The following is a 20,805-nucleotide window of genomic DNA, read 5'->3' as shown; positions in this document are numbered from 1 at the left end:
GCGAGCGTGCGAGCGACACTCTCTGCTCCCTGAGGTGCGAGCGAAGCGAGCCTCGAAGGGTCAGAGCGGGCCGGTCGGGAGGTGCCGGCGGACGAGCTTGCCGGTGGGATTGCGGGGCAGGTCCTCGACGAAGACGACGTCGCGCGGCACCTTGTACCGGGCGAGGTGCTTCTTGACGTGCGCCTTGATGTCCTCGGGTGTCGGATTCGCATGTTCGGCGGCGACGATGAAGGCGCGCAGGCGTTTTCCGTACTCGTCGTCGTCGACGCCGATGACCGCCACGTCGTCGATGTCGGGATGCTCACCGAGCAGGTTCTCCACCTCGAGCGGGTAGACGTTCTCGCCTCCGGAGACGATCATGTCGTCGTCACGGCCGTCGATGTGGAGGAGCCCGTGCTCGTCGAACCGGGCCATGTCGCCGGTGGACATGTAACCGTCGATGATCTCCTTGTTGCGTCCGTCGGTGTAGCCCTCGAACGGGGCGCCGTTGCGCACGAACAGCCTGCCGCGCACGTTGGTCCCGGAGATCCGGTTGCCCTTGTCGTCGAAGAGCGCGAGTCGGCTCGTGACCGGTGCGCGGCCCACCGTACCCGGTGCCAGACGCAGCTCCTTCGGTTGCGCGACCGTGGCGATCGCGACCTCGGTGGAGCCGTAGAGGTTGTAGAGCACGTCACCGAACGTGTCCTGAATGGCTTCCGAAAGTGTCGGCGACAGAGCCGAACCCGCGAGCACGACGATCTTCAGCGACGACAAGTCGTACTTGCCGATGACGTCGGGACCCAGGGCGACCATGCGGTGCAGCATGGTCGGGACGGCGACCAGCACCTCCGCCTTGTGCTCGGCGATCGCGGCGAGGGTCTTTTCCGCGTCGAACCGACGCATCACCACGGTCTTGTTGCCCAGCGCCGTCCCCACCCCCCACAATGCGAAACCGGTGGAGTGGAAGATCGGCGAGACGATCACCATGGCGCTGCGCTGCGGCAACGGGATCCGGTCCAGCAGAAGCGCACTGGCGAACGGCGACATCTTGGATCGCTGGGCGCCCTTGGGCAGTCCGGTCGTGCCGCTGGTGAGGATGACGAGTCCGCCCCACGCGGCGGGTTCGGGCGGAGTCGACGTATCGCCGGTGGCTGCGATGTCGTCGAGGGTCCCGACGCCGTCACCGACGGGGCGGTTGCCGTCGATCCAGGTGACGATGCGCAAGGTGTCGGCAGGGAGGGAGTCGGCGAGGTCGGTGAACTCCTCGTCGTAGAGCATCGCCACGATCTTCTCGCGTTCGGCGACCTCGGCGAACTGGGTCTTGCCGAAGCCGGTGTTCATCATGGCCAAGCGGAACCCGGCCTTGCCCGCGGCGCTCATGGTGGTGAGCAGACCCCGGTGGTCCCGCGCGATGACGCCGATGACCGATCCCGGCTTGATGCCCGACGCGAGCAGGTGGTTGGCGAGCGCGTTGGCGTGCGCATTGAGTTCCCCGAAGGTGAGCTCGCCGTGCTCGTCGGCGACGGCTCCGGCCTCGGGATACTCGTCGGCACCGTGTGCCACAGCCGCCGCACACGGACCGATGATCTTGGCCCGCTTGACCGTGGTCAGCAGCTCCTTGGGTTTCGTTGGATCCACCAGACCCGACCGCCGCAGCACCTGGAACGCGCCGAACGCGTCCTGCGCCGATTCGATCACCGTGCCGACCGCACCGGTCACCGAAACCATGTCCACCCCACCTTCCGCGGCTGGGCCGCGTCGTCGCTCTCTTCCGGTTGGCTGCGCGCCCGACGCACTCTGGTCACCGTCGTCACCAGCCGTGCCACAGGTGCAGGATATGCCGACCATGCCGACCGATGTCCGTTTCACCCGAATCGGTTGTCACACTGATCAGTTCACCGCATTTCGCACTCAGGTCACCGTTCGCCGTCCCGATGGGGTCGACCGAACGGCGATCTCGTGGCGACAGGTTACCAAGTCTGACAACTCGCGTCATCAGATTGGAGGCCCACGTGCTCTCGGGTCAGTACGGCGGTGGGTCCAACCGGTCGAGTTCTTCGCGGGCTCGCTTGTTTCGGGCGCGTTCTTGTCGCCGGCGGGCGAGTTTGGCGTCCAGTCGGCTGTGCGTGCGCTCCGGATTGTCGGAGGCGATGACCCGTGGGGTGGGTGGGGCTTGGGCGGCTTGTTCGAACCGGATCCGCCGCAGGTTCGCCGAAGGTGTCTTCCAGCGTTTCGGCATCGCCGGGCAGAGTGACCCCTTCGGGGGTCTCGTATTCGGTGACCAGGCGACCGTCGTCGTCGCGGTACTGCACATCGACCCAGTCCCCGAGAGTTTTCAACAGGTGACCGGGGCGGCATTTGGCGTTGAGGTTCTCACTCGACGTCGCCCCACCCCGGGCGGGGTCGGTGTGGTCGTACTCGGTGACGTGATCGAGATCGCACGCGAACGCTGAACGGGTGCAGCCGGGTTCGGTGCAGTATCCGTCCCGCACCCGCACGAAGTCGGCGCACGACGTGGTGGGCCGGTACCCGTTGCCGGGATGGGTGGCCGGGTAGACCACCGCGACACTCGCGGTGGTCTCGACGGGTCGATCGGGTTCGGCTGCGTCCGTTCCGTTTTCGCCGTGTGCGCCGGTCGCGGCGGCGTCGGCTCGGGTGTCCTCGGCTGGTGCCGGGCGCTGGGCGGTCCGCCGCTGGTCGGCGTCGTTGTTGCTGGGGGCCACGTAGGTGGGTTGGGTGCGGGCGGGGGTGACCGGGCTGAGGGTGGCATCGGGGCGGGCGGCGAGGTCACGGACGTGTTCGTCGCTAATGATGCCGTGTTCGTCGAGGAACCCGACCCCTGGCGCCCCGGCCAGGGTGGCGGCATCGGTGACCACATGGATCACGATCTCGGCGCGGACGGCGTCGAGGACACTTTGCGGGTCTGGGATGTCGGCGGTGCACGGCTGTTCATCGTCGCACTGGCACTCGAATGCCGTGCGGGTCAACAGCGCGAACATCGCATCGGATCGTCGTATCCCCTGGGTGCGGCCATCCCGCTTGCAGACCGAGTCGGCGAGGATGGCGACGGCTTTGGCCGAGATCCGCACATTCTCCGCCGACATCACCGCGGTGAGTTCGGCGGTGCCGTCGGGCAGTTCGTGGGTCCACACCCCACGCTGATCCATCGCGTCTTTGCGGCGTTGCCGCACCGCGTCGGGGTCATGGCGGAACACCAGGCGGTCGACCATGTCGCGCAGCCGCGCCCGATCCCACACACCTGTTCGGCGGCGCACCGTGTCGGCGATCTCGGCATCCAACGCGGGGGTGATCGGGTCATCGGTGGGGATCAGTTCGGTGCGGGAGATGACCAACCGGATCTGCCACTGCGACAGGACCCCGTCACGCAGGGTGTCAGCTACCTCGGGGAGCCGATCCCGTAGTGCGATGGCCTCGTCGATGAGGGTTTCGGCGTGGCGGCGGGACACCCCGGCTTGGCGGGCGATGCGGGCGGCGCAGTCGGCGTGGCCGTCCATCACGAACCCCTGCGCGCTGGTGGTGATCAGGCGGTCGGTCATCGCCGCGATCGTCTGATACTGGTGCCAGGCGAGGTATGACTCGCCGCGCCGGGTGGCGTCGAGGCCGGCCATCAACATGACCATGTCGGTCTCGGCGGCGTGGGCAGGATCGACCCCGGCGACGAACTCGCCCGGTAGATCGGTCCACGCCTTCACAACGCCCCCCGACGCCTGTTCGACCCACCCCTTCTCCGGGGTGTGTTCTGCTACCAACCAATCTAAACCCGACCACCGACAAGACCTGGATGATTCTTCACGGCAGATGACGTTGTCGTAGACGAAATGTGCTCTGAGCGTTGCGGTATGGTGCCGCCCGGGTTGGCGGCGGATTAGATCGTCGGGTCGCCAGGTGGTTTCGACACGGCGACTCGCCTAGCGGCTCGTTGCCGGCTCAACCAGCGGAGGGGGTGCCGGCTCAACCAGCGGAGGGGGGCGCCGGCTCAACCAGCGGAGTGGGCGGTTCATCCAGCGGAGGGGGTGCTGGCTCATCCAACGGAGTGGGCGGTTCATCCAGCGGAGGGGGTGCTGGCTCATCCAACGGAGTGGGTGCCGGCTCAACCAGCGGAGGGAGGGACACCTTTCGAACCAGCGGGGAGGGCTCCTCCACGGACGGAGGGGACCTGCTCAATCAGCGGAGAGTGGCTTCTCACAACGGCGACGTGCACGTCGGGCCGTCCGCGGATCGGCCCGACGTGCTTCGTCCTCGGATCTGTCGACTCAGAACGCGGTGAGGTTCTCCTTCAGCGTCGAGCCCGTGTACTCCTCTCGGATGAGGCCGCGCCGACGGAGTTCGGGCGCCAGACCGTCGGAGACCATCGCGAGATTCATCCGGGTCGTCGGCAGGTAGAACAGGAATCCGTCGCCGCCGGCCTCGTCCATGATCTCCCCCATCTTGGCCGCTACCGTCGCGGGCGATCCGACGAGACCCATGTCCTTGACCTGGAAACTCTTGGACACGACCTCGCGAAGGGTCTTGTCCTCGTGACCGTCGAACAAGCCGGCGATCGAGGTGAACTCGCCGTTCTGCCGGGACAGATCGATGTCGCCGACGAGGGTGTCCGGGTGGATCGCACCGAAGTCGATACGTCCGCCGGACGTGTACGACATGTTCCACAGGTTGTACTCGATGGCCTTGTCCGACGACCGGAATGCCTGGGCTGCTTCATAGTTGGCCTGGGCCTCGGCGTCGGTGGCGGCGATCGTCGGCGTGGCGATGAAGAGGAACTTCACGTCGTCGGGGTCGCGCCCGGCGGCGGCGATCCGCGCGCGCATGTCCGCGCGGTAGGTCTTCGCCGCGGCGGCGTCCTTGACGATGGCGATCTGGGTGTCGTCGTACCGGGCGGCCAGGACCCGCCCCATCTCCGAGCTGCCCGCAGAACACACCGGCACGGTCCGCTGCGGTCCGGGAATGGTGTTCAGGGGTCCGCGGCACTTGAAGTACTTGCCCACGAACTCGATCGGGTTCACCTTCGTGTGGTCGGCGTACACGCCCGCGACGGGGTCGGCGATGACCGCGCCGTCCTCCCACGAGTTCTGCAGCGCCTTGACGACGTCGATCCACTCCATCGCCATGTCGTAGCGCTCGTCGTGCTCGAGATGCCGCTCGTAGCCGAAGTTCTGCGCCACCCGGTCGGTGACACTGGTGACCACGTTCATCCCCACGCGACCCTCGGTGAGATGGTCGAGCGTGGTGAAGGCCCGGGCTGCGAGGAACGGCGGATACTGGATCGTCGAGACCGTGGGCACGATGCCGATGTGCTTGGTGGCCTGGGTCATCAGCGGGACGAGCGGCAGCGGATCGTTTTTCGGTGCCATGAATCCGCGCCGCAGCGAGGTCTCCGAGGACTGGTTGTATGAGTCCTCGACCATCGAGGTGTCCTCGATCAGGATGTAATCGAACCCGGCGCGTTCGAGGCTCGTGGCCATGTCCACGTAGATCCCCGGTTTCATCCAGTCGGTGGCGTTGGTGCCGGTCCACGGACCGTCACCGTTCGTCGGACTCCACGGGTGGATGCCGAAGCCGTCACCGAGAAACCAACCCATATGGAACATGCTCAATCTCCTTGTTGATGAAGTGTTGCCGATTCTGTTGCGGCACAGTCGAGTAGCGACTTGTGCACCGATGGGGGACCAACCGGGTCAGGCGGCGGCCTCCATCTCCCGGTAGGCCCCGACGAGGGACTTGGTGTAGGCGTTCGACGGTCGGTTCAGAATCGTCGCGGTCTCCCCGGATTCGACGACCTTCCCGCTGTTCATGACCAGCAGGTCATCGGTGATGAATGCAGTGGCCGGCAACCCGTGGGAGATGAACACCAACCCGAGTGAGTGCGTCTGCACGTAGTTCTTGAGCAGGTTCAGCACCACGGCCTGCGCCGACACGTCGAGGGCACTGACCGCCTCGTCGCAGACCAGGATGTCGGGATGGACGACCAGCGCGCGGGCGATCGACAGGCGCTGCCGCTGGCCTCCCGACAGCTGATGGGGATACCTGTCGACGAGATCGGCGTCGATGCCCAGTTCGCCGACGATCTCGTCGACTGCGGCGTCGGCCGCCGCGGAGTCGAGCCCGGCCAGGATCTGGGCAGGGCGTCGAATGGCTTCACGCACCCGGCGGCGTGGATCGAAGGTCGTAGTGGTGTCCTGGGCCACGAGCTGCACCTTGCGCCGGTACTCCAACCGGCCGGGCCGACGCTCGAGCAACCGGGACAGATCGCGACCGTCCACGAGCACCTGGCCCGAGGTCGGTTGGGCCAGACCGACGATCAGCTTGCCGAGAGTCGACTTGCCGGAACCGCTCTCGCCGACGATCCCGGTGGCCCTACCTGCCTCCAGCGTGGCGGTGACCCCGCCCAGCGCGGTCACCCCGCGGCCGTAACGCTTGTGCACGTCGCACACCTCGATGATCGTGCTCATGCCGCGTTCTCCTTCACCATCACCGTGTCCAGCGTCGGAAGCGCCTCCAGCTGAGCCGAACCCAAGGTCGGCATACATTCGAGCAACCCCCGGGTGTACGGGTGGGTCGCGTGCTCGAGGTCGCGCGCGGCGACGGTCTCGACGATCTCACCGCCGCGCATCACCAGCACCTTGTCGGCGAAGCGGCGCGCCAGCGCGATGTCGTGGGTGATGAACACCAGCGACGCGCCGCTGTCGATGGTGAGTCCCGTCATCAGCTCCATCACCGAGACCGCGAGCGATGCGTCGAGTGCGCTCGTCGGCTCGTCGGCGATCAACAGCTCCGGCTCGGACGCAAGGGCGATCGCCATCATCACGCGCTGTCGCATCCCACCGGACAGCTGTCCCGGCAGCGCCGAGAGAACCCGTGCCGGATCGACGATGCCGACCTGTGCCAACCGCTCCTCCGCTGCTGCGGACCGTGCCGAACGGGACCTGTATTGCGACTTCGACAGGACCGCGGTCAGCTGGCTGCCAACTGACCAGATCGGGTCGAGTGAACTCATCGCGTCCTGGAAGATCATCGAGATCCCCTGTCTACGTCGCGGAATCCGACGCGGAACCTCCTCCAGGAGAGCACGTCCCGACAACGACAGCGTCGTGGCGGACACCTCACCCACACCGGGCGGGATGAACCCGCCGAGGGCATTGGCGATACTCGACTTTCCCGATCCCGACTCGCCGACGACGGCCACGCGCTCCGCCGTCCCGATGGTGAACGACGTGGGATGGACCTTCTCCACCCCGCCGTAGCGAACGGTCAGATCGACCACTTCCAGCACCGGCGCGGTCATGGCTGCAACTCCGAATAGTCGATCACACTGTCGGTGCGGAACGCATACCCCTCGACGCCGTTCGCGAAAGCGTTGAGCGGCTGCACATATCCGATGTACACGGTGGGCATCTGGTCCTGCAGGACGCGCTCGGCCTCATTCCATTTCGCCCACGCCGGAACACCGAGCGGATCACCCGCCGCATTGCCCTCGGCCACCGCGTCGTTCATCGGGGCGTAGTCGAAGTCCGGCCAGTTGATCGGCGACCCCGGCGTGTAGAACAGCGACAGCACGTAAGGAGGTGACTGCACGACCGCGTAGTCGCGGCCCATCGAGGCCTGGAAGCTCTTGTTGGCGAGCCCCTCTTGGAAGACCGCCGAGTTGACCTCGTTGATCGTGATGTCGAAGCCTGCAGCGCGAGAGGCTGTCTGGATTTGGACAGCGGTTTCCTTGAGGTCCGGGACCGCGTTGTTGACGGTGAGTTCGAAGGCGACGGGGGTCGTGATCCCGGCGTCGCGCAAGATCTGCTGTGCTCGTTCCGGATCGGTGGTGTTGCTCCGCAGACCCGAATCGTTGTACTCCGGCAGGGTGTCGTTCAGGATCGACGAGATCGGCCCCAACCGGCCCTTGTAGACGTCTTTCATGATCGCCTCGTAGGGCACGGCGTAGGAGAACGCACGACGGACCTCGACGTTGTCGAACGGGGCCATGGACGTGGTCAGGGGCACGTAGACGTAGGCGTTGCTCGGCACCGTGAAGATCTGTGCCGCATCCGCGTCGCGGAGTGCGACCTGGTCGGCGGGACGTAGCTGCGTCGCGATCGACGCATCCCCGCTGCGAACGAGATTGGAGCGCTGGCCGGCATCGGCGACGACCCGCTGGACGACTCGTTTGACCGCCGGCTCACCGAGCGCGTACCCCGGGTTCGCCTCGTAGACCATCTGTTGCCCCGGCGTGTAATCGACCAGTTTGTAGGCCCCGAATCCGAAGTCGGCATTGGTCTTCGAGTACTCGACGCCGTAGGGGTCGTCGGGCGTGGCGTTCGCGCTCAGGACCTCGGAATCGTAGATGCTGTAGGGCGCGTTGGACAGCAACGACAACAGCGTGAAGCCGTACGACGGGTCGTCGATGGTGATGGTCACCGTGGCGTCGTCGACCTTGCGCACCTGATCCGGTGAGGTGATGACCGGCGCGCTGACGAACCCGACGATGCTGGTGTCCACCTCGAACTTGCGCTTCATGGAGAAGATCACGTCGTCGGCGTCCAGCGGGTTGCCCGCGGCACTCCGGGCGTCGGTGTTGAGCGCGAACGTGTAGACCCGACCGTCAGGGCTGACGTCGTAGCTGCGAGCGAGGACCGGTTCGAACTCGAACAGTTCCTGGTGGGCAGCCAGACCGTCGGACCCGGACACGTACGGATTGCGGATGAGGGTCGCGCCGGTGTTGAGGAAGAACTCGGCGGACTCATAGCCGGTGGCGCTGGTCTCGTAGCTGAAGCTCGGCGGCTGTGCGGCGGTCACGATGACCACGCCGCCCGCCGCGGAGTCCGACGACGAGCCGCCACCGCACGCGCTGATCGTCAACGCCGTGGCGACGGCGAGCGCGGTACCGCTCACCAGGGTGGATAGACGTCTCATGGGGATCGGGTACTCCATTTCTTCGATGAGGTCGGGAAGGGTTCTGGTCCGGGCGGTCGAGTCACGTACGGCGGCGTCGGGACACGAAGCTGGTCACCTTGGCTGCTGCCCACACCGAGAACGCAAGCGCGAGTACGGGGAACAGCGCCGGCCACCAGCGTCCGACGGCGGCGTCGGCGGCACCGTCGGCGAGCATGTTTCCCCACTCGGCGGCGGGGACGGGAATTCCGACGCCGAGGAAGCCGAGTCCGGCGCAGAAGATGATCGCCATGCCGAAGATCGCCGAGGCGTTCTCTAGCACCGGCGCACATGCGTTGGGGATGACGTGGCGCAGCAGGATGCGTGTCTCGGACTCGCCGCTCATCCGCGCCGCCGTGACGAATCCGTCACTGCGCGTGCGCAACACCTCCGACCGCATGAGGCGCCCCTGGAACGGCATCATCACCAGTGCGAGGGCCAGCGCGATCACGAGCGAGTTGCGCCCGAAGAACGACACGATCACCAGGCCACCGATCATCACCGGCATCGCCTGCACCAGGTCGATCGTCCGCCCGAGCGTCGCGGCGACCGCGCCGAGGACTCCACCACGCGTGCCGTACATGCCGGCGATCGTTCCGATCGCGATACCGACCCCGGTCGCCAGTGCGGTGACGCCGATCGCGATCAATACGTCCAACCGGAATCCGGTGAGAGTTCGTGACAGGACGTCGAATCCGTTCGAGTCCGTGCCGAACCAGTGTTCCCCCGACGGCGCGGTCGACGGCGTGCCGACGACCATCGTCGCCGACTGCGGGGCGAGCATCGGGCCGAAGACGGCGAGCAGCAGGACGATCGCGAAAGGGATCAGAGGCGCGTACTCGCGGAGCCGGGGACGGGTTCGATTCACCTCCCGCGTGCGCGGTTCGACCGCGACGGATGTCGTGGGCTGGGCGGTGGTCTCGGTGAGAGGGGCCATGACCATGTCAGATCTCCTGATCTCGGGAGTCCCGGCGGCGAGGGTCGAGAAGGCCGGTGGCCACCTCGGTGAGGAAGTAGACGATGAGGCACAGAGCCGCGATGACGACGAGGAAGGACCGCAGCGCATAGACGTCGGATGCCCGCACCGCGTCGACCGCGTACTGTCCCAGACCGCCGAGGCCGAACAGCGACTCCAGGACGACCGCGCCGCCCAGCAGCAGACCGAAGATCATGCCGAGCATCGCGACCGCGGACGGGAGAGCCCGCCGATAGACACTCAGGATCACCGTGCGGCGCGGAGCGCCCGAGGCGATGCGGAACCGAGTTGCACCGCTGTCGATCTCGGTGTCCAGTCCCAGCACGAGCGACTTGAGCAGGATCGCCGTGTGTGACACCACCATGACCGCCACCGGCAGGATCAGATGAGAGATGTAGGAACTCGCGGCCGCGGTGTCACCGGCGATGAGCGCATCGAGAACCGGGAAGCCGGTCACCTCCGGCGGCGGCATGAGGATCGGGTCGAGCCGCCCCGATGGAGCGGGGACCCAGGCCAGTGTCGCGAAGAACACGAACAGGAACAGGATGCCGACCACGTACTCCGGGACCGCACCGGCCGAACTGGCATAGGAACGAAAAACTCTGGCGAACCGATTGGAGGGGTTCGTCACGATGACGTACGACATCGGGAGGCTGACGAGGCAGGCGAAGAACAGGCCCGTGCCGATGAGTTCGAGCGTTGCCGGCACCCGGGTGGCCATGTCCTCGGCGACGGGCCGCCCGGTCGCGATCGAGCTGCCCAGGTCGAGGCTGAACAACGACGACAGGTAGGACCAGAACTGAGACAGCACAGAGCCGTTGAGCCCGTACTCCTCTCGCGCCTGTTCCAGAGCCGCCCCGGTGAGGCGACCGCCGGACGCGGAGACCAGCGGGTCACCCGGGATCAACTGCACGAGGAAGAACGCCGCCACCACGAAGATGACGAAGTTGACGATCCCCCGGGATGCGGCGCGGCCGATCCAGGCGTACTCGGCCAGTCGCGCCGCGACGGCGTGGCCACGCGACGCCGGCGGGCCGGCGGTCCCCGAACCGCCGTCGACGGTTGTTGTCAATGCGAGTCGTGTGTCGACCCTGGTTGTCTGGATGGTCACCCGATCCCTCCCACTGGAGCTCGATCTGTTGGTCTCAGATCTTGTGGGTGGTTTGTTTCCAAACCGGCGTCCTGGCGTGACTGATCAATTGCGCGGGTTCACAATCGGCGAGACGTCGGCGTCTTCGCAGGTCATCGCGTCGTCGATCGGGGCCGCCGATGATTCTGCGCCGATTGTGACGACCGCTACTTGCAGATGCGAGTGTCGAGAAACCTCTTAGACTCACTGGTCATCGGCTTCGCCAACCCGTACAGAGATCGAAGGTGACCCCTCATGACCGCACCACCACCTCACCACCCGCGCTCGCGCGGCGGATCCGCACGCGGGCGTCAGGTCTCGTCGCGGCGCGTCCGCGACCTCGTGCTGGCGTCGATCCGGAACGGGACCATCGACATCGATGCGCAGCTGGTCGAGGAAGACCTGATGATCATGTTCAACTCGAGCCGTGGGTCGGTCCGCGCCGCGCTGAACGACCTCAGCGAGGCCGGCGTCGTGATCAGGCGCCCACGTGTCGGAACCCGTGTCAGCCGACGTGATCTCGGTGTGGCACTGGCGGATATCTCCGACACGGGCGGTGAGCAGGTCGAGATCCAGGTGACCGACCAGTGCATCGTGCCCACGTTCCCCCTCATCCGATCGCGGCTCCGTATCGACGACGACGTCGTCCGGCTGGTCGAGAACTCGTTCATCGCCCGCGGAGAGATCATCGGGATGCGCAGCGCGTACTTCTCCCCGCGGTTCAACGCCGACCCCAACATGCTCGGCGGCAAACCTATCTCCATGGCGCGAACACTGGCCGAGTTCTTCGGTGTCGCACCGGGCGGCGCGACGGTGTCGATCGGGGCCGAGAACGCCGACGAACGCACCGCCCGGCTGCTCGACGTCCGGCCCGGAGAGACCTTGCTGTCGCGGGAGATCCTCTACACGACTGCCGAAGGTGCACCATTGGAGATCGTCTTCGACCGGTTCCGGGCTGATCGAATCCGCTTCGAGTCACATCTCGACAGCACCGACGTCACCTGGTGCCCGACGCCGAATCCCTCTCCGCCGGCGCAGGAATCACCGGCGAGCACACCGATCCCGCAGCGTTCGGCGGACACCCCGCCCGGCCCGCTCGCGCAATCTGGGTGAAATGACCGGTTGACGGTTCGGCAATCTCCCCCGCGCACGCTGCACTCGAACGCATTTCACGTGACATTCGAAGGGGAGCATCGTGATCGTTTCCGTGGTGGCGGGTAATCCGAAACCCGCATCCAGGACCCTGGCAGCCGCCGAACTGCTGGCCTCCACCCTGACCGGCACAGCGCCGGACCACGTGATCGACGTGGTCGATCTGGGTGCGGGACTACTGGGTTGGGGTGACGCGTCGGTCGCGCACGCCGTCGACACGGTCGCGGGCAGCGACCTGGTCGTCTTCGCCTCTCCGACCTTCAAGGCGACCTACACGGGGTTGCTCAAGCTCTTCCTCGATCAGTTCTCCACGGGTGACGGACTCCAGGACGTCACCGCGATCCCGCTGATGCTGGGCGCGGGTCCGGCCCACTTCCTGGCTCCGGAACTGCTGCTCAAGCCCGTGCTCGTCGAGTTGGGTGCAATCGTTCCGACGGCCGGTCTCTATGTCGTGGACAAATTGCACGACGACGCCGATGCGTTCGCGCCGTGGATCGACCGGTGGGGCCCGGTCGTGCTCTCCTCGGCCAACTCCCCGGTTGCGGCGGGCGATCGATGACCACCACCCTCATCCCCGCCGCCGAACTGCAACCCGCTGATCTGCGAATGGCGTTCGGCGCCTTTCCGACCGGTGTCGTCGCGCTCGCCGCCGTGTCCGACTCGACGCCGACCGTCCTCGTCGCGTCGTCCTTCGCGGTCGGGGTCTCCCAGGACCCGCCGCTGGTGATGTTCGCCGTCCAGCAGACGTCCACGACGTGGCCCACCCTTCGCGACCTACCCGCTCTGGGGGTCTCGGTGCTCGGCGAGAACCACACCGATGTCATCCGGCAGCTGTCATCCAAGGACAAGTCGCAGCGCTTCGCCGGGGTCGAGACGACGGTGTTGCCGAGCGGCGCATTGCTTCTCGATGACGCGCCGGTGCACTTCGAGTGTGCGGTCGAGAGTTCACACGTCGCGGGCGATCACGACATCGTCGTCCTGCGGGTCACCGGCTTGGCCAACGATCACTCGAAACAGCCGATCGTCTTCCACCGGTCCGCATTCGCGCGGTTGAGCGCGTGAAGGAGGCCTCCTCGTGGCTCGTCCGGTTCGGGCCAACTCAGCTGGAACCGGCCTGGTCGAGCTGAGCGACCCAGTCGTGCGGGACGCGTGCTCGGGGCCCGGGCACGGTTTGATCGTGGGGATGTGCGGTCGGCTCGGCGAGCGTCGGGCCGGCGAACATCTCGTCGGTGGCGTAATCGTAGAACCAGTCCTCGCCGGGCTCGTAGCTCTGGATGATCGCGTGCCCGGTGTGCGCGGCGTGGCTGCTGGCGTGACGGTTCAGCGAGTCATCGCAGCAACCGACGTGGCCGCACTGCGCGCATCGCCGCAGGTGGAACCACCACGACCCCGAGGCCTCGCAGTCGGCGCATCCCGGGCCGCTCGGCGGGATGGACGTGTTGATCGACTTGTCGACGTTCATCGGGAATCCGTTCTCTAATAGCCGAATCGATGGGCGAGGTGGACGAACCGGACCGGCGGGGGTGAGGGGGACGCCCCGCCGGTCCGGAGTTGGATCACTCGGCGATGAACGCGAGGATGTCGGCGTCGAGGGCCTGCTGATAGTCGCCGTAGATGCCGTGCGGGGCACCGGGGTACACCTTCTGAGTGCCGTTGCGCACCAGCTTGATCGCCTTGTCCGCAGCGGCCGCGATCGGCACGATCTGGTCGTCGTCGCCGTGGGCGATGAGCATCGGCACCTCGATGGCCTTGAGGTCTTCGGTCTGGTCGGTCTCGGAGAAGGCCTTGACGCAGTCATAGGCTGCGGAGAGGTTGACGAGCATGCCCTGTCGCCAGAAGTCGTCTTTCGCGCCCTGGGACACCTGAGCTCCGTCGCGGTTGGCGCCGTAGAAGGTCTCGGCCAGGTCCTGGTAGAACTGCGAGCGGTCGGTGAGTACTCCCTTACGGATGCCGTCGAACACCTCGATCGGGGTGCCCTCCGGGTTGTCGGGAGTCTGCACCATCAGCGGGGGCACCGCACCGGCGGTGATGACCTTGGCGACACGGCCCTTGCCGTACTTCGCCGCGTACCGGACGACCTCCCCACCGCCGGTCGAGTGGCCGATCAGGACCAGATCACGCAGGTCGAGTGTCTCGACGAGTTCGGCGAGATCCTTGGCGTAGGTGTCCATGTCGTTGCCCGAGCCGGTTTTGGCGGAGCGACCGTGACCGCGGCGATCGTGCGCGATCGCCCGGTAGCCGGCGTCGGCGAGGAGCTTCATCTCGACCTGCCAGGCGTCCGAGGACAACGGCCACCCATGGCTCAACAGCACAGGCTGTCCGCTGCCCTGCTCGGTGTAGTAGATCTCGGTGCCATCGGTGGTGGTGATGTACGGCATGGGTCCTCCTGGTCGGTGACTGTCGTCGGTGACCTCAAGACTCGTCCGGGCCGTCGTCGATGTCGTCGATGCTGACCGCCATTGTCACTGGCCGCTGGCCGGTGGGTCCGTCTACCGGCTAGCCGGTAGTGCTCGCGGCCGTCGCTCCAGTCAGCGGGATCTCCGCGCGAACGGTGGTCCCGACGCCTGCGGAGCTGCCGACGTTGAAGGTGCCCTCGACCGCCTCGACCCGGTCCCGGAGTCCGATGAGTCCAGACCCTCTGTCGGGCAACGCTCCTCCGACCCCGTCGTCCGCCACTGACAGGACCAGGACGTCATCGTCGTCGATCCGCGCCGCGATGTTCACCTCAGAGGCCTGGGCGTATTTGGCGGTGTTCGTCAACGATTCGGCCACCACGTAGTAGGCCGTCACCTCCACCGGCTCGGGCAACCGGCCGGGGACCGCGATGTCCAGTGAGACCGGGACCGGCGAGCGACGGGCCAACGTCTTCAGCGCCGGAGCGAGCCCGCCGCGGGACAGGATCGCGGGATGGATGCCGCGCGACAGTTCCTGCAGGTCGGTGTGGATCTGCGAGAGCGAGTCCACCGCGGTGTCGAGCCGACCGCGCAGATCCGACTGCTCCTCGGGGACGGTGGCCTGAACCGCCCGCAGGTCCATCCCGAGGGACACGATGCGCTGCTGCGCTCCGTCGTGAAGGTCTCGCTCGATGGCGCGGCGCGCCTGGTCGGCCGCAGCGATGACACGGGCACGCGATCGGTTCAGCGCTGCACGCGATTCGTCGTTGAACACCGCGCGGGCAACCAGGTCGGCGAAGTCGGTCAGTCGCAGGCGCAGGTCTGGTGGTGCCGATCGGTGGGTGATTCCCACGATGACCGCCCCCCACGGATGGCCTTCGACGGTGATCGGCACCCCGATGCCCGACCGTATCCCCCGAGCCTTGAGACGCTCGCCGATCGGGCCGGTGGCACCCGAGTAGTCGAGGGTCGCCGTGTCGCCGGTTTCGAAGATCGCCGTCGATATGTTCTTACCGCCGAGCGGTATTCGTTCTCCCACGATGAGGCCGCTCGACTCCGCGCCGGCCTCGTCGTCGCGGGCGGCCAGGACGTCACAGCTCCCGTCACTGTCGAAGTGCACCAGCGTGACGTGCTCGACGCCGAGCTCATCGGCCAACTCATCGGTGACAGCACGGAACACCTCGCCCGGTTCGACCCGACTGGCGACCAAGGTGGCAACCCGCCGCAGCGCCGCCTGCTGGCGGGCCATCGCGATGGTCCTGCCGTAGAGGACTTCCCGGTCGCGGGCCGCGGCGAGCAACGCCTCCAGATTGGGCACCATCCGGAGAACGCGCCGCCGATCGGCTGCACTGATGTCCGAGGGCACCACCAGTGAGCCGACGGTACGGTCGTCGTCACGCAGCATGATGCACTCCTGGTGGCGGCCGCACTCGGCGTCGGGGTCGCCGAGGATCGCGCCCGGCGCCGGCAACTCGAGCACGTCGGACAGACGCGCACTGGCCGCGGCGAGCGCCTCGGGCGGATCCGCCGCTCGCAACACCGTCCGAGCCATCGCTGCCGAGAGATCCGCTTCGCGGCGACGCTGGTCGGACTCCAGCGCCCGCAACCGTGATTGACCCACCAGCACGTTGGTCAGCAGCGCGAGAACCGAGAACACCACGACAGCAGGGACCAGACTGCCGCTGCCCTCCAAAGCGTGGAACCACACGTAAGCCGTGGCGCTTGCCACCGAGGTTGCCAGCGCCAGCCAGAAGCCCCAACCGGCCGACACCACCAGCACCCCGAACAAGAACACGGCACCGAAGGCGTTCTCCGGGGAGAACTCTTTGAGCCAATGGACCACCAGGGCCTCGAGTGCGATCAGCACCACGGCGGTCACCACGCCCCACCGCAGCGGAGGCGACGTCGGGCGGAGCACCGCGGCCGCGATGCGCTCCGACAGCGGGGCACGCTCGATGTTCCGGCTAGCGGGAATGACCCGACCATCGATTTCTGACACGCTCGACAGTATGGAACCCCCACGCTTGCGCTGCCTCATCGTCGATGACAGCGCCGCCTTCCGCACCTCGGCCCGCGGGATGCTCGAGGCCGGCGGGATCATGGTGGTCGGAACTGCCTCGACCCTGGCCGAGGCGCTGCGTGAGACCGCGTCGACGCGCCCCGATGTCGCCCTCGTCGACATCGATCTCGGCGGCGAGAGCGGCTTCGACGTCGCCGAAGCCCTGCACGCGCCGGGGGTGGGGCCCGCGGTCGTACTCGTCTCCACCCACGAGGAAGAAGAGTTCGCCGACATGATCGACGCCAGCACCGCCGTCGGTTTCGTACCGAAGTTCGCACTCACTGCCGACCGGGTCCGCGCTGCGTTGGCCCGGAGCTGACCGAGGCTTGGGCCTTCAGGTGGTGGCGTCGAGGAACACGATCACGGCCCGCACACGACGATGGTCGTCCGGTGTCTCGGACAGGTCGAGCTTGGTCAGGATGCTGCGCACGTGTTTTTCCACGGTGCCTTCGGTGATCCACAACCGGCGCCCGATACCCGCATTCGACAGCCCCTCGGCCATCAGCGTCAGCACCTCGCGCTCCCGCGCACTGAGCGCCTCGAGCGGGTCGTCCCGGCGGCGTGCCGCCACGAGCTCATGGACCAGCGCAGGGTCCATCACCGACGCCCCGTTGGCGATCCGCTGCACGGTGTCGACGAAGTCGCTGACATCGGTCACCCGGCTCTTGAGCAGATAGCCGATACCTCGGCCGCCCTCCAGGAGTTCCAGGGCGTGCTCGACGTCGACATGCGCGGACAGCAGGAGGATGCCGATCTCGGGGTGCTCGCGCCGTATCCGCAGGGCGGCGTCGAGACCTTCGGCGGAGTGCCCGGGTGGCATCCGGATGTCGACGACCGCGAGGTCGGGCCGGTGCTCTGCCACCACCGCCAGCAATTCGTCGGCGTCGCCCGCCTGCCCGACGACCTCCATCCCCGCAGTGGTCAGCAGGCTCGCCACGCCTTCTCTGAGCAGGACATCGTCGTCCGCGAGCGCAACACGCAGCGGCATGTCAGTGTGACGTGCTCTCGCTGCCCGTCCCCCGCGAGCGACCGCGGGAGAACGAAACCCGACGATGCAGCCCCATGGCGCGACTCCTCCAGATGATGCGCGACCTTCGAGCCGGCGCGCTCGCCGTACTCTATCCAACCCTTGGGTCCGGCGTCGGTGGCGCCGGCCGTCAGTTCGCTCGTCGCGGCCGACGCGTTCCGGTGAACTGCTACGACACACTCCCCAGGAGATGCCCCAGCCGTTGCCGTTTCGCGTCGAGATAGCGGACGTTCGCCGGCATCACCCCGACGACGAGGGGCACCCGGGAGGTGACCTCGACCCCGGCAGCGGTCAGGCCGCGGACCTTGTCGGGGTTGTTCGTCATCAGGCGGGCACACGTCACCCCCAGATCCGTGAGAATCGCTGCTGCGGCGCCGTACTCGCGCGCGTCGACCGGCTCGTCGAGTTCGAGGTTCGCCTCGACGGTGTCGAAGCCCTGATCCTGCAGACGGTATGCCGCCAGCTTCTTGAGCAGCCCGATCCCCCGCCCCTCATGACCGCGCAGGTACACCACGACACCGCCGTCGCGACTGATCCGTTCGAGCGCGGCGTCGAGTTGCGGTCCGCATTCGCACCGTTGCGAGGCGAACGACTCCCCCGTCAGGCATTCCGAGTGCACGCGGACCAGGACCGGGTCACCGGTCCGCCCCGATCGGTCGATTCCGTCGTTCACGAGCGCGATGTGCTCGGCGCCGGTCTCGGTGTCGAGGTAGCCGATCGCACGGAATTCCCCGGTCGGCGTGGGCAAGATGGTTTCCGCACCCCGGCGCACCCGCGGTGCCGTCGTCCATCGCCGCGCGTCGTGGGCACGCCGGTAGTTCACGAGCTCCTCGATGGTCAACACCGGCACACCCATGCGGGAACCCATCTCGGCCACTTGCGGATACCGCATCATCGAACCGTCGTCGGCGACCAGCTCGGCGATGACCCCGACCGGCGCGATGTCGGCGAGCGCGCACAGGTCGACCGCCGCCTCGGTGTGGCCGGGGCGTTCGAGCACGCCCCCGGGGCGGGCGCGGAGGGGCAGGATGTGGCCCGGGCGGATGAGATCGCGTGGCCCGGTCGACGCGGCGGCCAACGTCCGCAGGGTCAACGCGCGGTCGGCCGCCGAGATGCCCGTCGAGACCCCCTGTGCCGCATCGACGCTCACCGAGTAGGCCGTGGACTTCGGATCTTCGTTGTTCGTCACCATCGGCGGCAGTTCGAGCAGGTCCGCGCGCTCCGAGGTCATCGGCGCGCACAGCAGTCCCGAGGTGTGGCGCACCGTCCACGCAGTCCACTCGGTGGTGACGCGATCCGCGGCGAGGATGACATCACCCTCGTTCTCCCGATCGGCGGCGTCCGTCACCAGGACCGGCCGGCCGGCGCGCAGGGCATCGACCGCGTTCTCGATGGCGTTCATCAGATCTCCTCGACGTGTGGCGACTAGGCACGCCAGTGCACACCGTGGTCGTGTCGTTTCCGAGGCCCGCTCGTTGCAGGCGGATTTCGCGGCTGCGCGGCGAGACCTCCGCAGGCCAGCGACGACGACCAGCACGAATGCGCGGTCCGAAATCGCTCTTCCGCCGGTTACACCGACGCCGCGCGGGCCCGTCCGAGCATGGCGCGCGGACTCGCCCGAGTTCACCAAGACCGCCGAACGGCGCGAACTGCCGAAGGCGCCGCTCCGAGAGCTGTTGCGCAGCCAACCCGCGCAGGTCCTGCAGGTCCTCGGGTTGGGTATCGCTCAGAACGCGACCGGGTACATGGTGCTCACCTACATCGGCATCCACCTCGTCCGCGAGGGTGGATACAGTCAGACCGCGGTCACCTGGACCGCCGGCCTGCTCACCGCCGCCACCCTCGCCACGTGGCTCATCGACCGCACCGGCAACTCGCTCTCCCCCGCCTACTTCCTCATCGGTTCGAGCGCTATCGGTCTGCTGACGCTGTTGACGATCCGACGGAAGCGCCGCGGACTCGGCGAGGCCGGTGACGCTGCCGACGACACCCCGGCCGTTCCCGCGCGTACCTGACCCGACCCGGCGTCATCCGGCGCCCGCCAACCGAATCCGACGAAACGGACGCGGGCCGGCGCCAGACGTGTGGTCCGCGTCCGTGTGGGCATACTGTTCGAGAACTCAGCTCCCCGAACCCCCGGAGGCTCCCGTGGCCAGTGGTCTCGTCGCCCTGCTCGATGACATCGTGACCCTCACCCGGGCGGCCGCCGCATCTCTCGACGACATCGGCGCGGCGGCCGGCAAGGCCAGTGTCAAGGCGGCGGGAGTCGTGGTCGACGACACCGCGGTCACGCCCCGCTATGTCCACGGGTTCACGCCCGACCGCGAATTGCCGATCGTGCGCAAGATCGCCCTCGGCTCGATCCGCAACAAGTTGCTGATCATCCTGCCGGTGGCGATGATCCTCAGCCAGTTCCTCCCGCAGGCGCTTCCCTACCTGCTGATCGCCGGCGGCCTGTTCCTCTGCTTCGAGGGCGCCGAGAAGGTCTGGGAGGCGATCGGCGGCGGCCACCACGCCGAGGAGCAGACCGCCGGCCAAGCCGGTCCCGAGTTCGAGAAGACGATGGTCAGCGGCGCGATCCGCACCGACCTGATCCTGTCCGCCGAGATCATGGTCATCTCGTTGTCCTCCGTCGAGTCCGAACCGTTCTGGACCCGTCTCGCAGTCCTCGTGGTCGTCGCCTTCCTGATCACCGCCCTCGTCTACGGCGTAGTCGCCGTCATCGTGAAGATGGACGACGTCGGGCTGGCACTGGCGCAGCGCGAGTCGCCGACGGTGCAGAAGATCGGCCGCGGTCTGGTCCGCGCCATGCCCAAGATCATGTCGACGCTGACGGTCGTCGGTATCGCGGCCATGCTCTGGGTGGGCGGCCACATCCTGATCGTCAACGTCGGCGAGGCCGGCTTCCATTGGCCCGCCGATCGGCTCCACGACGTCGAGCACTGGTTCGAAGAGCTGGTCCACGGCGGCTTCGGCGCCGTGCTGTCCTGGACGGCCGGCACCGTGCTCTCCGCCGTCGTCGGCCTCGTGGTCGGTGCCATCATCGTGGCGATCCTGCACGTCATCCCGCGGCGCAAGAAGGACACCGCCGCCGCGCACTGACCCGAGGCCCGTCGACTGGGCGTCGATTCACGTCGACCGTGCACCCCGGGA

At 67.2% G+C, this 20,805-nt stretch carries 18 protein-coding genes and 1 pseudogene; 6 read left to right on the top strand and 13 right to left on the bottom strand.

Translation table 11 applies throughout. The features are described 5' to 3' along the window. Positions 1-60: 60 nt before the first annotated feature. The 8 genes and pseudogenes from ACFVHY_RS06160 to ACFVHY_RS06125 form a co-directional block, all read right to left on the bottom strand. Positions 61-1,707, bottom strand: coding sequence for an acyl-CoA synthetase (locus ACFVHY_RS06160; RefSeq protein WP_390269695.1), 1,647 nt, complete (start codon positions 1,705-1,707; stop codon positions 61-63). A 295-nt stretch (positions 1,708-2,002) separates the two neighbouring features. Further along, a pseudogene (locus ACFVHY_RS06155) lies at positions 2,003-3,692 on the bottom strand (DUF222 domain-containing protein). Positions 3,693-4,253: 561 nt separating this feature from the next. Continuing rightward, positions 4,254-5,588: an NtaA/DmoA family FMN-dependent monooxygenase gene (locus ACFVHY_RS06150; RefSeq protein ID WP_390270355.1), complete on the bottom strand. Its 1,335-nt coding sequence runs from the start codon at positions 5,586-5,588 to the stop codon at positions 4,254-4,256. Positions 5,589-5,675: 87 nt separating this feature from the next. Beyond that, positions 5,676-6,449, bottom strand: coding sequence for an ABC transporter ATP-binding protein (locus ACFVHY_RS06145; RefSeq protein WP_390269692.1), 774 nt, complete (start codon positions 6,447-6,449; stop codon positions 5,676-5,678). Next, positions 6,446-7,282, bottom strand: a complete 837-nt coding sequence (locus ACFVHY_RS06140) for an ATP-binding cassette domain-containing protein (protein WP_390269689.1) — start codon at positions 7,280-7,282, stop codon at positions 6,446-6,448. Before ACFVHY_RS06140 ends, ACFVHY_RS06145 begins: the two co-directional genes overlap by 4 nt. Next, positions 7,279-8,898, bottom strand: coding sequence for an ABC transporter substrate-binding protein (locus ACFVHY_RS06135; RefSeq protein ID WP_390269686.1), 1,620 nt, complete (start codon positions 8,896-8,898; stop codon positions 7,279-7,281). The genes ACFVHY_RS06140 and ACFVHY_RS06135 overlap by 4 nt, the downstream gene beginning before the upstream one ends. A 61-nt stretch (positions 8,899-8,959) precedes the next feature. Beyond that, entirely contained in the window at positions 8,960-9,859 is a 900-nt protein-coding gene (locus tag ACFVHY_RS06130; RefSeq protein WP_390269683.1) for an ABC transporter permease, read from the bottom strand. Position 9,860: 1 nt separating this feature from the next. Then, positions 9,861-11,003, bottom strand: a complete 1,143-nt coding sequence (locus tag ACFVHY_RS06125; RefSeq protein WP_390269680.1) for an ABC transporter permease — start codon at positions 11,001-11,003, stop codon at positions 9,861-9,863. 273 nt (positions 11,004-11,276) lie between these two features. Here ACFVHY_RS06125 and ACFVHY_RS06120 point away from each other — a divergent pair, with 273 nt between their 5' ends. The 3 genes from ACFVHY_RS06120 (at position 11,277) to ACFVHY_RS06110 (ending at position 13,235) form a co-directional block, all read left to right on the top strand. Beyond that, complete coding sequence (locus ACFVHY_RS06120; RefSeq protein ID WP_390269677.1) at positions 11,277-12,134, top strand: GntR family transcriptional regulator; 858 nt, start codon at positions 11,277-11,279, stop codon at positions 12,132-12,134. Between the two features lie 82 nt (positions 12,135-12,216). Further along, on the top strand, positions 12,217-12,732 hold the full coding sequence (locus ACFVHY_RS06115; protein WP_390269674.1) for an NADPH-dependent FMN reductase: 516 nt from the start codon (positions 12,217-12,219) through the stop codon (positions 12,730-12,732). Further along, positions 12,729-13,235, top strand: coding sequence for a flavin reductase family protein (locus ACFVHY_RS06110; RefSeq protein ID WP_390269671.1), 507 nt, complete (start codon positions 12,729-12,731; stop codon positions 13,233-13,235). The genes ACFVHY_RS06115 and ACFVHY_RS06110 overlap by 4 nt, the downstream gene beginning before the upstream one ends. A 37-nt stretch (positions 13,236-13,272) precedes the next feature. Here ACFVHY_RS06110 and ACFVHY_RS06105 read toward each other — a convergent pair whose 3' ends face one another. From ACFVHY_RS06105 to ACFVHY_RS06095, 3 genes are all read right to left on the bottom strand, one after another. Next, the gene (locus tag ACFVHY_RS06105) at positions 13,273-13,635 is read right to left on the bottom strand and encodes a UBP-type zinc finger domain-containing protein (RefSeq protein ID WP_390269668.1); all 363 of its coding nucleotides are present in this window, start codon (positions 13,633-13,635) and stop codon (positions 13,273-13,275) included. A 94-nt stretch (positions 13,636-13,729) separates the two neighbouring features. Beyond that, on the bottom strand, positions 13,730-14,551 hold the full coding sequence (locus ACFVHY_RS06100) for an alpha/beta fold hydrolase (protein WP_390269665.1): 822 nt from the start codon (positions 14,549-14,551) through the stop codon (positions 13,730-13,732). 118 nt (positions 14,552-14,669) lie between these two features. After that, entirely contained in the window at positions 14,670-16,346 is a 1,677-nt protein-coding gene (locus ACFVHY_RS06095) for a GAF domain-containing sensor histidine kinase (RefSeq protein ID WP_390270352.1), read from the bottom strand. Between the two features lie 229 nt (positions 16,347-16,575). On the opposite strand from ACFVHY_RS06095, the gene ACFVHY_RS06090 reads away from it, so the two are divergent. Next, positions 16,576-16,944, top strand: a complete 369-nt coding sequence (locus ACFVHY_RS06090) for a LytR/AlgR family response regulator transcription factor (protein ID WP_390269662.1) — start codon at positions 16,576-16,578, stop codon at positions 16,942-16,944. 15 nt (positions 16,945-16,959) lie between these two features. Here ACFVHY_RS06090 and ACFVHY_RS06085 read toward each other — a convergent pair whose 3' ends face one another. Next, positions 16,960-17,613: a response regulator gene (locus ACFVHY_RS06085; protein ID WP_390269659.1), complete on the bottom strand. Its 654-nt coding sequence runs from the start codon at positions 17,611-17,613 to the stop codon at positions 16,960-16,962. Between the two features lie 208 nt (positions 17,614-17,821). After that, on the bottom strand, positions 17,822-19,054 hold the full coding sequence (gene ribB / locus ACFVHY_RS06080; RefSeq protein WP_390269656.1) for a 3,4-dihydroxy-2-butanone-4-phosphate synthase: 1,233 nt from the start codon (positions 19,052-19,054) through the stop codon (positions 17,822-17,824). A 274-nt stretch (positions 19,055-19,328) separates the two neighbouring features. Here ribB and ACFVHY_RS06075 point away from each other — a divergent pair, with 274 nt between their 5' ends. Then, positions 19,329-19,667, top strand: a complete 339-nt coding sequence (locus ACFVHY_RS06075; protein ID WP_390269653.1) for a hypothetical protein — start codon at positions 19,329-19,331, stop codon at positions 19,665-19,667. A 133-nt stretch (positions 19,668-19,800) separates the two neighbouring features. Further along, a complete protein-coding gene (locus ACFVHY_RS06070) occupies positions 19,801-20,754 on the top strand; it encodes a DUF808 domain-containing protein (RefSeq protein WP_058252869.1) in 954 nt (317 codons plus the stop codon). Positions 20,755-20,805: the final 51 nt, after the last annotated feature.

The organism is Gordonia sp. NPDC127522 (assembly GCF_042672305.1).
Classification (GTDB): domain Bacteria; phylum Actinomycetota; class Actinomycetes; order Mycobacteriales; family Mycobacteriaceae; genus Gordonia; species Gordonia hongkongensis.
This window is presented reverse-complemented; position numbering and strand designations above follow the sequence as displayed.